The sequence below is a fragment of the Methylocystis rosea genome (assembly GCF_003855495.1).
GTDB classification, from domain to species: domain Bacteria; phylum Pseudomonadota; class Alphaproteobacteria; order Rhizobiales; family Beijerinckiaceae; genus Methylocystis; species Methylocystis rosea_A.
This window is the reverse complement of the sequence record NZ_CP034086.1, coordinates 2,076,797-2,089,108: the sequence shown is the minus strand read 5'-3', so window position 1 is coordinate 2,089,108 and position 12,312 is coordinate 2,076,797. Positions and strand designations below refer to the sequence as shown.

10 protein-coding genes are annotated in these 12,312 nt (G+C 64.8%); 3 read left to right on the top strand and 7 right to left on the bottom strand.

The annotated features are described in order from the left end of the window. Window positions 1-27: 27 nt before the first annotated feature. Both clpB and EHO51_RS20685 read right to left on the bottom strand, forming a co-directional pair. Window positions 28-2,652, bottom strand: coding sequence for an ATP-dependent chaperone ClpB (gene clpB, locus EHO51_RS10115; RefSeq protein WP_124738785.1), 2,625 nt, complete (start codon window positions 2,650-2,652; stop codon window positions 28-30). A gap of 177 nt (window positions 2,653-2,829) precedes the next feature. Next, window positions 2,830-3,240, bottom strand: coding sequence for a hypothetical protein (locus EHO51_RS20685; protein WP_205788962.1), 411 nt, complete (start codon window positions 3,238-3,240; stop codon window positions 2,830-2,832). Window positions 3,241-3,334: 94 nt separating this feature from the next. Between EHO51_RS20685 and EHO51_RS10105 the strand changes: the two genes are divergently transcribed. Next, window positions 3,335-4,093 carry an MOSC domain-containing protein gene (locus tag EHO51_RS10105; protein ID WP_124738784.1) on the top strand — a complete coding sequence of 253 codons (759 nt, stop codon included), beginning with the start codon at window positions 3,335-3,337 and terminating at the stop codon, window positions 4,091-4,093. Window positions 4,094-4,097: 4 nt separating this feature from the next. Here EHO51_RS10105 and EHO51_RS10100 read toward each other — a convergent pair whose 3' ends face one another. The 3 genes from EHO51_RS10100 to htpG all read right to left on the bottom strand — a co-directional run bounded on the left by EHO51_RS10100 (window position 4,098) and on the right by htpG (window position 8,308). After that, entirely contained in the window at window positions 4,098-5,000 is a 903-nt protein-coding gene (locus tag EHO51_RS10100) for a DUF4167 domain-containing protein (protein WP_245434544.1), read from the bottom strand. Window positions 5,001-5,495: 495 nt separating this feature from the next. Further along, window positions 5,496-6,395: a peptide chain release factor N(5)-glutamine methyltransferase gene (prmC, locus tag EHO51_RS10095; protein WP_124738783.1), complete on the bottom strand. Its 900-nt coding sequence runs from the start codon at window positions 6,393-6,395 to the stop codon at window positions 5,496-5,498. Between the two features lie 2 nt (window positions 6,396-6,397). Then, window positions 6,398-8,308 (bottom strand): molecular chaperone HtpG, encoded by a 1,911-nt coding sequence (gene htpG / locus EHO51_RS10090; protein ID WP_124738782.1) that lies wholly within the window; start codon window positions 8,306-8,308, stop codon window positions 6,398-6,400. Between the two features lie 452 nt (window positions 8,309-8,760). On the opposite strand from htpG, the gene EHO51_RS10085 reads away from it, so the two are divergent. Continuing rightward, a complete protein-coding gene (locus tag EHO51_RS10085) occupies window positions 8,761-9,171 on the top strand; it encodes a DUF2794 domain-containing protein (RefSeq protein ID WP_124738781.1) in 411 nt (136 codons plus the stop codon). 21 nt (window positions 9,172-9,192) lie between these two features. Here the strand turns inward: EHO51_RS10085 and EHO51_RS10080 are convergent, their stop codons facing one another. After that, on the bottom strand, window positions 9,193-10,437 hold the full coding sequence (locus EHO51_RS10080; RefSeq protein ID WP_124738780.1) for an NAD(P)/FAD-dependent oxidoreductase: 1,245 nt from the start codon (window positions 10,435-10,437) through the stop codon (window positions 9,193-9,195). 92 nt (window positions 10,438-10,529) lie between these two features. Between EHO51_RS10080 and purB the strand changes: the two genes are divergently transcribed. Continuing rightward, window positions 10,530-11,873, top strand: a complete 1,344-nt coding sequence (gene purB / locus EHO51_RS10075; protein ID WP_124738779.1) for an adenylosuccinate lyase — start codon at window positions 10,530-10,532, stop codon at window positions 11,871-11,873. Here the strand turns inward: purB and EHO51_RS10070 are convergent. After that, window positions 11,827-12,303: a DUF2721 domain-containing protein gene (locus EHO51_RS10070; protein ID WP_124738778.1), complete on the bottom strand. Its 477-nt coding sequence runs from the start codon at window positions 12,301-12,303 to the stop codon at window positions 11,827-11,829. The genes purB and EHO51_RS10070 overlap by 47 nt on opposite strands. Window positions 12,304-12,312 lie beyond the last annotated feature (9 nt).

The window sequence follows — 12,312 nt, the reverse complement described above, 5'->3', positions numbered from 1 at the left end:
TCCATATGCGACTGGCGCGCCCGTCGGTTACGCGTTCCCCACCGTGCGCAGCAGAGGCGGCGCGACATTTCGATGCGCCGACTTGCCGTCGATGATGAGGCCCGTCGCGTCCGCCGAAACTTCGACGCTCGCCCCGTCGATGATCTCGCCCGCGAGCAGCCGCTCGGCGAGCGTGTCCTGCAACTCTTTCTGCATGACGCGCTTCAAGGGCCGCGCGCCATAGGTCGGGTCGTAGCCCTTGGCGGCCAGCCAGTCGCGCGCCTTGGCGTCGAGGCGCAGCGTGATCTTGCGATCTTCGAGGAGCTTCTGCAGCCGCTTGACCTGGATGTCGACGATCGCGCCCATATCCTCGCGCCGCAGGCGGTTGAACAGGATGATCTCGTCGACGCGGTTCAGGAACTCCGGCCTGAAATGCGCGCGCACGACCTGCATGACTTCGCTGTGCACGGCGGACGAATCCTCGCCCTCTTTCTGCATGACGAGGAATTCCGAGCCGAGATTCGACGTCATGATGATCAGCGTGTTCTTGAAGTCGACGGTGCGGCCCTGGCCGTCCGTCAGGCGCCCATCGTCGAGCACCTGCAGGAGCACGTTGAAGACATCCGGATGCGCCTTCTCGATCTCGTCGAAGAGCACGACCTGATACGGCCTGCGGCGGACGGCTTCGGTCAACGCGCCGCCTTCCTCATAGCCGACATAGCCGGGCGGCGCGCCGATGAGCCGCGCCACTGAGTGCTTTTCCATATATTCGGACATGTCGAGCCGCACCATCGCCGTCTCATCGTCGAAGAGAAACGCGGCGAGCGCCTTCGTCAGCTCGGTCTTGCCGACGCCCGTGGGGCCAAGGAAGATGAAGCTGCCGATCGGACGGTTCGGGTCCTGCAGTCCGGCGCGCGCGCGACGCACCGCGGTCGACACGGCGACGACCGCGTCATGCTGGCCGACGACGCGCTTTGCGAGCTCGTCCTCCATGTGCAACAGCTTCTCGCGTTCTCCTTCGAGCATCTTGTCGACAGGCACGCCGGTCCAGCGCGAGACGACCTGCGCCACGTCATTGGCGGTGACCTCCTCGTCGACGAGCGTGTCGGCTTCGCCTTCCGTCTCGCCCAGTTTCTTTTCGAGATCGGGAATGACGCCATAGGTGAGCTCGCCCGCGCGCTGATATTCGCCGCGTCGCTGCGCCTGCGCGAGTTCGTTGCGCGCCGCTTCAAGCTGCTCCTTGAGCTTCTGCGCCGCGCCGAGCTTGTCCTTCTCGGCTCGCCAGCGCGCGGTCAGCGCTCCCGATTTCTCTTCGAGGTCGGCAAGCTCGCCTTCGAGTTTCGCCAGGCGATCCTTTGACGCCGTGTCCGTTTCCTTCTTGAGCGCTTCCTGTTCGATCTTCAGCTGGATGATGCGCCGATCGAGTTCGTCGAGCTCCTCGGGCTTCGAATCGATCTGCATGCGCAGGCGCGACGACGCCTCGTCGATGAGGTCGATCGCCTTGTCCGGCAGGAAGCGGTCGGAGATGTAGCGGTTCGACAGAGTCGCCGCGGCGACGATCGCGCTGTCGGTGATGCGCACGCCGTGATGGAGTTCGTATTTCTCCTTCAGGCCGCGCAGGATCGAGATCGTATCCTCGACGGTCGGCTCGTCGACGAACACCGGCTGGAAGCGTCGCGCCAGCGCCGCGTCCTTTTCGACATGTTTGCGGTATTCATTAAGGGTCGTCGCGCCGACGCAATGCAGTTCGCCGCGCGCAAGCGCGGGTTTCAGCAGATTGGAGGCGTCCATCGCCCCATCCGCCTTGCCTGCGCCGACAAGCGTGTGCATCTCGTCGATGAACAGGATGATATTGCCTTCGGCGGCGGTGACTTCGTTCAGCACCGCCTTCAGCCGCTCCTCGAATTCGCCGCGATATTTCGCGCCGGCGATCAACGCGCCCATGTCGAGCGCGAGCAGCTTCTTGTCCTCGAGCGACTCGGGCACGTCGCCATTGACGATGCGCAGCGCCAGGCCCTCGACGATCGCGGTCTTGCCGACGCCCGGTTCGCCAATCAGCACCGGATTGTTCTTGGTGCGGCGCGACAGCACCTGAATCGCGCGTCGGATCTCCTCGTCGCGGCCGATCACCGGATCGAGCTTGCCCTCGCGCGCCGCTTCGGTGAGGTCGCGGGCGTATTTCTTCAGCGCGTCATAGGCGTTTTCGGCGGAAGCCGAATCCGCCGTGCGGCCCTTGCGCAAATCTTCGATCGCGGCGTTGAGCGTCTGCGGCGTCACGCCGGCGGCGGCAAGAATTTTCGCGGCCTCGGAGTCCTTCTCCATCGCGAGCGCCAAGAGCAGCCGTTCGACGGTGACGTAAGAATCGCCCGCCTTTTGCGCGATCTTCTCGGCGTTGTCGAAGAGGCGCGCGGTCGCCGGCGCGAGATAGAGCTGGCCGGCGCCGGAGCCGCCGACTTTCGGGAGTTTGGCGAGCGCGGCCTCGGTTTTCGCCAGCGCCTCGCGCGAGCGGCCGCCGGCGCGGTCGATCAGTCCGGCGGACAGGCCCTGATCGTCATCGAGCAGGACTTTTAATATGTGCTCGGGCGTAAACTGCTGGTGGCCTTCGCGCGTCGCCATCGACTGCGCCGACTGAACGAATCCGCGCGCGCGTTCGGTGTATTTCTCAAAATTCATTTTTAGCCCCTCTGACCATGAGGCGGCCCTTTGTTTTAAGCGGCGCGCCTCGCGTCCAAAATTTCTCGTTCAAGGCCCCTTGCGGCTGCCCTCGTGGTCGATATGGGAAGGGCCGCACGAGGTTAAAGGGGGTGCGGCGCGAAAGCGCGGACTCGACCGCAAGCGAAGATGTGTCGATTAACCGCGCACGCCCGCCCGGACCGCGCGCCATGCCCCATAGAGCGCGAGGGCCGCGAGCGACAGCGTCATCGCATAGACCAGTCCCGAGGCGATGAACCCCGCGATGGGACTGCCGTACATCGCAGAAATGTCAGGCGGCCGCTGCTCGGCGGCGGGGCTCAGATGAGCGAACCAGAGCGCCACGGCGCCAAGAACGCCGATGACCGCCCAGAACCCCGCGCCGATCTTGCCGCGGAAATAGAAATACAGCGCGGCGCCCGTGAGCGCGTATTTCACCGAAAGAAAAGCGGCGACGATCGCCCATGCCCCTGGTTGCGAGAAATCGTCGCGCAACAGGTGGTCGAGATCATGCGCGGCGGAAAACGCCACTGCGGCCAGAACGAGGACTGTGAGCGTCTTGTCCGACATGGATGGCCCTCCTTGCGAAACGGCGGCGCTGTTTTCGTGACGGCTGGGGAGGTGTAGGCAATTCGCCTCGACTTGTCACCGAACAGGGACGTCCATGCGACTCGCTTCTCTATATCGCTATCCCGTCAAAGGCCTCTCGCCCGAGCCGCTGGACGCGGCCGATCTGAAGACTGGCGATTACTTTCCGGGAGATCGGCTGTTCGCGCTGGAAAACGGCCCTTCAGGCTTCGATCCAGCGGCGCCGGAGCATCAGCCCAAGATCAAATTCCTGATGCTGATGAGGAACGGCGGGCTCGCGGGTCTTGCGACGCGCTACGATGACGCGACAGGCGTATTGACGATCGCCAGGGCAGGCCGCGAGGTCGCGCGCGGAGAGTTGCGGTCCGCCAAAGGGCGCCAACCCATCGAGGCCTTCCTGACCGGCTTTCTTGGGCCCGAAATCCGGGGTCCCGTGCGGCTTCTGGCCGCGCCCGACGGCTTTCGCTTCACGGATTCAAAGTCGGGATTTGTCTCACTCGTCAATTTGGCGAGCGTTGCGGCGATTGCGCAGGCGCAAGGCGCCGCGCTCGATCCGCTGCGGTTTCGCGCCAATCTCTATGTCGAAGACATCGGCCCTTGGGCCGAGGCGGCGCTCCTGGGGCGGACCCTGTCGATCGGCGCCGCACGGCTCGAGGTGCTCAAGATGACCGATCGCTGCGCGGCCACAGGCGTCGAGCCGGGCACAGGGCGACGCGACATGGATCTCGTTCAAACGCTGCGCCAGAACTTCGGCCACATTGATTGCGGCGTTTACGCGCGGGTGATCGAGGGTGGCCGGATCAAGGCCGGCGACGCGATCAGCATCCTCGCCTGAAGCCCTAGAACCGATCGGGCTCCAGCGGAAGTTCGCCCACCTGCGGCGATTCCTCGTCGCGTGCGCCGCCGGCGACGTCATCCATCGGCGGGCGCGGGCGCCGGCGCCGGCGTGAACTCAAATGATAATTGACTCCGCCCTCGGTTTCACGCGGCGCATTCTCGCGCTCGAGAACGGGTTCCGCGCCCGCGCCCTCGCTCGGAACGGCGGCGCGCGCCACTGGCGCGGTGATGAATGAGGGAAGCGCCGTCCCTGCTTCGCTCTCGGCCGCGCTGGCCTCGGGGCGCGGCTGGAAGCGGCGGTCGCGGCCGCGCTCATATCCCTGGTGACGAGGGCGGTCGCCGCCGCCTTCGGCGTTGCGATCTCGGTTAAACGGCGGTCGCTCGGGCCGCTGCTGCCGTTCCGGACGCTCCACGCGCTCGCCGGCGCGCATCTCGCCGATCGGGCGCTCCTCAAAAGGCTGGGGCTGCGGCTGCGGCTGCGAGAAATGCGGCTGCGGCTGTGGTTGCGGCGAAAAGGGCGGCGGCGGCTGGAAGGCCGGCGGCGGCAGTCGTTCGGCAAGCGGCGCGAAACGGTCCGGAAGCGGGGCGAAATCGTCGTCGTCATCAGAGGTGTCGACTTCCGCTTCCAGCTGCGGGCGCCCATAGCCGTTGACTTGCTGTTGCTGCTGCGCGGCGGCGATCAGCCGGAAATAGTGCTCCGCATGCTGCAGCAGGCTCTCCGCCATGATCGTGTCGCCCGAGGACTGCGCGTCGCGCGCGAGCTGAAGATATTTCTCGGCGACATGCTGAGCCGTGCCGCGGATCTTCACATCGGGGCCATTCGACTCGTAGGACCGCGTAAGCGGATTGGGCCCTTTGCGGTTGTTGGGCCGCCCGCGCATTCTCTTGTTTTGCCCTGGTCTCATCAAACTCCCCGAAATCTTGCTGCGCTCGGCCCCGCCTGCGCGGCGTTCCCAATACGTCGCCGCTAAATTCCCTCGCCCGGCGCATGCGCGAACGGACAGGCGACAGCAATCCGTTTTCGGACCTCAAGCTTCGATAACGCTGTGCGCGAGTCGATTTTCCTCAAGTCGGCGCCAATCGGCGGCCCCACGTAGCTTTGCGCCAATTCCCCTCAGCGCAACGGCTTGACGTCCAACGCGATCGCATGCCTGCCTGCCGGATCGCAACGCCTCCGACAATCGAAGTGGTCTTCACTCCGGCGCTTTCATGTCGATTTCGACGTTGCTCCTGGCCGGTCGTTTCGGGCTTCCGTTCGCGAAGCGGAGCCAAAGCGTTCGAGTTCTCTCTCGAAGTCGGCGATCGGCTGGACCTGGGGATGACTATAGTGGAGGGGGTGGCCGCCAACAAGGCCGAGCGCGGCGAGACTGGCCAAAAAAGCGGTTACTGTCGCCAATATGTCACGGCCTTGGCGGGCCAAGCCGAGCCGCCACGACCCTCTCGTGGCCCCCAACATCGCGCGCCACACGCTCGATGTTGAAGCCGTCGGCCTCCAACAGCGCCCCGACGCCGCCAGCTTGATCGAAGCCGACCTCGAACAGGACGACCGTGTCCTCGTCAATGAGCCGCGGCAAGTCGCCGATGATCTCCCGATATCGCTCGAGTCCGTCGGCGCCGCCGTCGAGCGCCAGCGCCGGATCATGGAGCCGCACCTCGGGATCGAGCCCTGCGATGTCCTGCGTGCGCACATAGGGAGGATTGGACACGACAAGGTCGAAACGCGCCTGGAGCGCCTCCGCCCAGCGGCCGCGCACAACCGCCGCCCGGTCTGACAGGCCGCAACGGGCGAGATTTGCGGCGGTCGCCGCGCAGGCGTCCTCCGAGAGATCGACGGCGACGGCGCGCGCCGCCGGAAGCTCGCTGAGAAGCGCGCAGGCGATCGCGCCCGAGCCGGCGCCGAGATCGAGAATCGAGAGCGGCGCGTCGCGCCTTTCCGCAACGAAGCGCAACGCCGTCTCGACCAGCGTTTCCGTGTCGGGCCGCGGATCGAGCACTGACGGCGCGACGGCGAGATCGAGCGTCCAGAATCCGCGCTCTCCGAGAATGCGCGACACCGGCTCACGGGCGGCGCGTCGCGCCGCGTAGCGGGATAGGGCGCGCGCTTCCTCGTCCGAAAGCGGCGCGCGCGGCGTCATGGCGAGTTCGAGCCGCGTCAGCCCGGTGGCGGCGCGCAGCAGAGCGCGCGCGTCCTCCTGCGCGTCCTCAACCCCCCGGGCGCCGAGATAGTCCGCAACTGTCGCGATCGCCTGGGCGCGCGTCAGCGGATCGCTCGTTGCGGCTTTCCTCGCGCCCAGATTCATCTCTACCCCCGGCTGGCGAGAAGCGCCGTCAGCCTTTTCGCGAAAGCCGCTGCGTCGATAGGATGCTCGCCGTCGGCGACGCGGGCGAGATCGAGCAGGAGGAACTGGTCGTCGCGCGCCGCTTCACGCCCCTTTTCACGCAAGGCCGTCGCCAGCGCGACGATCGCTTCATGCCTCGGGTTGATCTCCAAAACCGGCTTTCCGAAGGCCGCCTGTTGTCCATGTTCGGCCAAAAGCCGGGACAATTGGCGATCCAACCCGCTGTCCGGAGCGACAAGGCAGACGGCGCTGTCGGTCAGCCGCGTCGAGGCGCGCACGTTGTCCACATATTCGGCAAGCGTCTCCTTGAGGGCTGCAAGCAGGTCGGCCACGTCCGCCGGCTGCGTCGCCTCCGTCTTGGCGTCCTCGACCAGCGCGATCGCATCGATGTCGGCCTGACCCTGCGTGACGGATTTGAACGGCTTGCCCTCGTAGCCCAGCGCGCTCGTCACCCAGAAGGCGTCGACGGCGTCGTCGAGAAGCAGCACTTCGACGCCTCTGGCGCGGAATCCTTCGAGCTGCGGGCTGGCGCGCAGCCGCTTCATATCGTCGCCGACAAGATAATAAATCGCCGTCTGATTTTCCCTCAGATCGGCGACGTAATCCTTGAGCGCGCGGGTCTGTTCCTCGGACTTCGTCGAGGCGAACCTCGCAATTTCGAACAAATCGTCGCGGCGGCTCGGGTCTTCATGCAGCCCTTCCTTGAGCACGGAGCCGAAGTTCTTCCATACGTCCGCGAATTTTTCGGGCTCCGCGTCGGCGAGCTTCTTGAGCTCCTGCAAAATGCGCGTCGCGATGGCCTTGCCGATCGCGCCGGCGACCGGGCTTTTCTGCACCATCTCGCGCGAGACATTGAGCGGAATGTCGGCGCTGTCGACGACGATGCGCATGAACCGCAGCCAGGCGGGCAGCAGCTCCATGTCGCGCGATATCAGCACGCGCCGCACATACAGCTTGGATTTGCTCTTTCGCGCCGGGTCGAAGAGATCGAAGGGCCGCGCCCCAGGAACAAAGGCGAGCACCGTATATTCGGTGCGTCCTTCGGCGCGCCAATGGGCGATCAGCGCGGGCTCGTCCAGCTGCCCGGACAATTGGCGGTAGAAGTCGACATATTGCTCATGTGTGATGTCAGACTTCGGCTTCGTCCACAGGGCGACGCCTTCGGCGATCCGCCGGGGCTCTTCGCCCGGGGCCGCGATGAGATCAATCGGCGCGGCGATCGCGCCCGAGTGCTCGCGCACGACGCTTTCAACCCGCCAGCCGTCGAGAAATTCATCGCTGTCGGCGTTGAGATGCAGCGTGACGCGGGCGCCGACGGTCGGCGCCTCTTCGAGCGGCAGAGCTGCGATCTGATAGGAGCCCTTGCCGTCTGAACTCCACAGCCAGGCCTGATCCTGGCCGGCCCGCCGCGTCGCGACCTCGACGTGGTCGGCGACCATGAAGGCGGAGTAGAAGCCGACGCCGAACTGGCCGATGAAGCCGGCGTCCTTCTCCTTCCCGAGTTTGTCGAGAAAGGCGCGCGTGCCGGAATTGGCGATGGTGCCAAGGGCGCTGATCAGCTCCTCGCGCGACATGCCGACGCCATTGTCGGCCACGGTCAGCGTGCGCTTCTCCTTGTCGAGTGAGATCGTGACGAGCGGCGCGGCGGCTTGCGCGGCGAGTTTTTCGTCGGAAAGCGCCTCGTAACGCAGCTTTTCACAGGCGTCGGCGGCGTTCGAGACGAGTTCGCGCAGAAAGACGTCGCGCTCCGAATAGACGGAATGCGTCATCAGCTCGAGCAGCCGCGCGACGTCGGCCTCAAAACCGAAATCGGCGGCGGTTTGCGGATCGGCGGCGGGAGCCGCGGCGGCGACGGATGCGGCGTCGTCGGTCATGTTCTCTCCAATGAAAACAAAAAGAGAATGGCGTCGCGGGCGACGCGACTGCGGCTCCTGAATTCGTCAATAATGCGGAATTTTGCAAGAGCCTCGGCGGCGGGGCGCCGCTGCTGGCCCGCTAAAGCTAGACGAGCCGGCGCGGGAGCGAAACTCCCGGCCGGCTCGACCATCGCCACGACCTCTATATCTCTGAACCTCACGCTTCGGGGGGCTGGGGGGCTGACGAAACCGAAAACGCGTGGCCCCGAGCTGTCGAGGCAATGAACTTCATTTTGGGCGGCGCGTTTGGCTGGCAAGGGGCGCCAAGTCGGCGAAAGTATGATTCTTCCCAGCCAAATCTTATCAGAGCGCAAGGATGCGAAGATTCTCGTCGTAAACCAGTCATTAAGTCTTGCCGGGCGCATTCTTGCGGGCCAACATGGTTAAGAGAGATCGAGGAGAGCGGACGCATGGCGGAGTCGGAGACGACGGAGCCCAGCCGGGTTCGACCCGCGCTCGTCGTCGTGAACGGCGCTTCGCCGGACGCGGCGTCGGGAGTTCGGGGAGACAAGCGCGGCGCGGCGGTTTCGTTCAGCCGCCTAGAACTCAACGTCATCTTCAATCTTTATGGAGCGAAAGTCGCGCAGGGAGAGTGGCGCGACTATGCGATCGACTTCACGCCGGCGAAGGCCGTGTTCTCGATTTTTCGGCGCGCGAGCGAAGCGCCGTTGTATCGAATCGAGAAGAACCCGGCGCTGGCGCGTCGGCAAGGCGCCTATTCCGTCATCGCGGCGACGGGGCTCGTGCTGCGGCGCGGACATGATCTCGCGCGCGTCGTGCGAGTCTTGGACCGCGCGCTCAAGCTCGTCGGCGCCGAATAGAACAAAGTCATCTTCGCAAGATCAGAATCGATCGGCCCGATAGGGCGCGGGATCGATGAAGGGCTGTTCGCCCGTCATCATATCGGCGAGGAGCCGGCCGGAAACCGGCCCAAGCGTCAGCCCATGATGCGCGTGGCCGAAATCGAACCATAGGCCGGGATGACGCGGCGCCGGACCGACGATCGGCAGCATGTCCGGCAGGCAGGGCCGCGCGCCGCGCCAGGGTTCGGGGTCCAGCCGTTCGGCCAGCGGAAACAATCGCCGCGCCGTCGGTTCGCAAACCTCGATCTGAACCGGGGTCGGCGGCGCGTCGCGGCGGGCGAATTCGGCGCCGCTCGTCAGCCTGACGCCGCGGCGCATCGGCGCCAAAAGATAACCGACGTCGGCGTCGAGGATGGGATGATTGAGTTTTGCGCCATCCTTTGCGGCGTAATGCATATGGTAGCCGCGCTTCCAGCCGAGCGGAATGCGATAGCCGAGCGGCCCGTAGATGGCGTCCGACCAGGGGCCGAGCGCCACAACCGCGGCGCCGGCGACGAGCGGCCCGTTACCCGTCTCGAAGCGCCAACGCCCATCCGGCTCTTGCGAAAGACTGCGCGCGTCTCCTGAGAGCAGATGGCCGCCACGCGAGACGAAGAGATCGGCATAGGCTTTCGACAGAGCCGCAGGATCGATGATCGCGGCGGTGTCACGGTAATGGATACCGCCCATGATCGGGGCGAGATCGGGCTCCAGCGCCGCGACCCCGGCCGAGTCGAGCGTATCGATATGCAGATCATAGGCGCGCAGCCGCTCGGCGTCGGCAAGGCCGGCGGCGAGCGTCCGCTCGCTGCGATGCAGCTTGATCCACCCGGTCCTGCGCAACAGCTCGCCGGCGCCCGCCTGCTGGATCAGCGCCTCATGCTCGCTCAGGCTGTGTTCGATCAGCGGGCGTCGCGCCTCGAGATTCCGCTGCACCCTCTCTGGCGCGCTCTCGCGCCAATAGCGCAAGAGCCAGGGCCCCACCGCCGGCATGGCCGAGACGTGATAGCGCGCCTCCGGCAGAAGGTTCAGCGCATATTTGATGAGCTTCGCCGGATCGCGCGGGAACAGATAGGGGATGAGGGAAGAACGTTCGATCAGGCCGGCGTTGCCGAAGCTCGTCTCCTGACCCACGGCGCCGGCGCGATCGATGAGCGCGACGTCGCGGCCGCGCGCCTGCAGATGCAGCGCGGCGCTGACGCCGACAATTCCGGCGCCAAGAACGACGACATCCGTCGACTGCATGAATCCCCCAAAGTGATCGCCTCATATATGGACTTTGATGCAACGCGCATGCTAGCGCCTCTCTTCTTCCACAAATTTTCAGGGCGCGCCGGATGATCCCCCGCTATTCCAGACCCGAGATGACCGTGATTTGGGAGCCGCAGACGCGGTTTCGCATCTGGTTCGAGATCGAGGCCTACGCCTGCGACGCGCTCGCCGAGATCGGCGTCATCCCGCGGGAGAGCGCCAAGGCGATCTGGGACAAAGCGGATTTCGTCACCTTCGACGTCGCGCGGATCGACGAGATCGAGCGGGTGACGAAACATGACGTGATCGCCTTTTTGACCCATCTCGCCGAATTCATCGGCGCCGAATCGCGCTTTGTGCATCAAGGCATGACGTCTTCCGACGTGCTCGACACTTGCCTTGCCGTGCAATTGTCGCGCGCCGCCGATCTCTTGATCGCCGACGTCGACGCGCTGCTCTCCGCGCTCAAAACGCGCGCTTTTGAGCACAAATACACGCCGACGATCGGACGCTCGCATGGCATTCACGCCGAGCCGACGACCTTTGGGCTGAAACTGGCTCAGGCCTATGCAGAGTTCGCGCGGGCGCGCGCGCGGCTCGTCGAGGCGCGCAGGGAAATTTCGACCTGCGCGATTTCCGGCGCCGTCGGCACTTTCGCCAATATTGATCCGCGCGTCGAAGACTATGTGGCGCATAAGATGGGACTGACCGTCGAACCGATCTCGACGCAGGTCATTCCGCGCGACCGCCATGCGGCGTTTTTTGCGACGCTCGCCGTCGTTGCGTCTTCCGTCGAACGGCTGTCCATCGAAATCCGCCATCTTCAGCGCACCGAGGTTCTTGAGGCGGAGGAATATTTCTCGGCCGGGCAGAAGGGCTCGTCGGCCATGCCCCACAAGCGCAATCCGGTGCTGACCGAGAATCTGACCGGCCTCGCGCGGCTGGTGCGCGGCATGGCGATCCCCGCGATGGAAAACGTCGCGCTCTGGCACGAGCGCGATATTTCGCATTCGTCCGTCGAGCGCATGATCGGGCCTGACGCGACGGTCACTCTGGACTTCGCGCTGGCGCGCTTGACGAGCGTCATCGACAATCTCGTCATCTACCCCGAAAATATGCGCAAGAATCTAGAGAAGCTCGGGGGACTCATTCATTCGCAGCGCGTGCTTCTCGCGCTGACGCAAAAAGGCGTCTCGCGCGAAGACGCCTACGCCATGGTGCAGCGTAACGCCATGCCGGTTTGGCATAGGGCGTTCGAGGGACGCCCGTCGCAAGAAAATAATTTGGAAGGGGATTTCCGCACGCTGCTCGGGCACGACAAGGATGTGAGCGCGAAGCTGTCGCCGGCGGAATTGGATGCGCTGTTCGACCTCTCGTACCACTTCAAACATGTGGATACGATTTTCGCGCGCGTCTTTGGAGAGGCTTAGCGCCGCCGCTAATCTCAATATATCCGAGCTGCAATTCTCTCGCGAAAGCGACCAGCGCGGCGGTGAAGAGCGCCATCGCCAGGGCGAACAGCAATCCCGCGCCATACTCATGGCGTACATGAAGGTAAGCCGCCCCGAAGCTGACGATGACGAGGACGCTCGTCACGATGCAGCTCGCCACGCCCCAGTAGATCGCGTAATGCATCAGCAAGCCGCGCTTTCTGAGGATTGGCAGTTCAGCTTTCAGATCGACTTGCGCCGCGCTGTCGCCGTCCGTCTGGACGATGGTTCTCGCGCGATCGATGATGCGGTCCAATCGTGAGACGAGGACGGCCAAGAGCTGCGCCTCGGCTGCGAGCAGAAAGGCTGGACCGGTGACCTGTGAGATCACAGTGGAAAGCTGTTCGATCGAGGGCGTGTTGATGAGCATTTAGGGTCT

Excerpts from the sequence above, each read along its gene's own strand:
- clpB (WP_124738785.1), bottom strand. The coding sequence starts at position 2,652 with ATGAATTTTGAGAAATACACCGAACGCGCGCGCGGATTCGTTCAGTCG.
- EHO51_RS20685 (WP_205788962.1), bottom strand. The coding sequence starts at position 3,240 with ATGTCGGACAAGACGCTCACAGTCCTCGTTCTGGCCGCAGTGGCGTTT.
- EHO51_RS10105 (WP_124738784.1), top strand. The coding sequence starts at position 3,335 with ATGCGACTCGCTTCTCTATATCGCTATCCCGTCAAAGGCCTCTCGCCC.
- EHO51_RS10100 (WP_245434544.1), bottom strand. The coding sequence starts at position 5,000 with ATGAGACCAGGGCAAAACAAGAGAATGCGCGGGCGGCCCAACAACCGC.
- prmC (WP_124738783.1), bottom strand. The coding sequence starts at position 6,395 with ATGAATCTGGGCGCGAGGAAAGCCGCAACGAGCGATCCGCTGACGCGC.
- htpG (WP_124738782.1), bottom strand. The coding sequence starts at position 8,308 with ATGACCGACGACGCCGCATCCGTCGCCGCCGCGGCTCCCGCCGCCGAT.
- EHO51_RS10085 (WP_124738781.1), top strand. The coding sequence starts at position 8,761 with ATGGCGGAGTCGGAGACGACGGAGCCCAGCCGGGTTCGACCCGCGCTC.
- EHO51_RS10080 (WP_124738780.1), bottom strand. The coding sequence starts at position 10,437 with ATGCAGTCGACGGATGTCGTCGTTCTTGGCGCCGGAATTGTCGGCGTC.
- purB (WP_124738779.1), top strand. The coding sequence starts at position 10,530 with ATGATCCCCCGCTATTCCAGACCCGAGATGACCGTGATTTGGGAGCCG.
- EHO51_RS10070 (WP_124738778.1), bottom strand. The coding sequence starts at position 12,303 with ATGCTCATCAACACGCCCTCGATCGAACAGCTTTCCACTGTGATCTCA.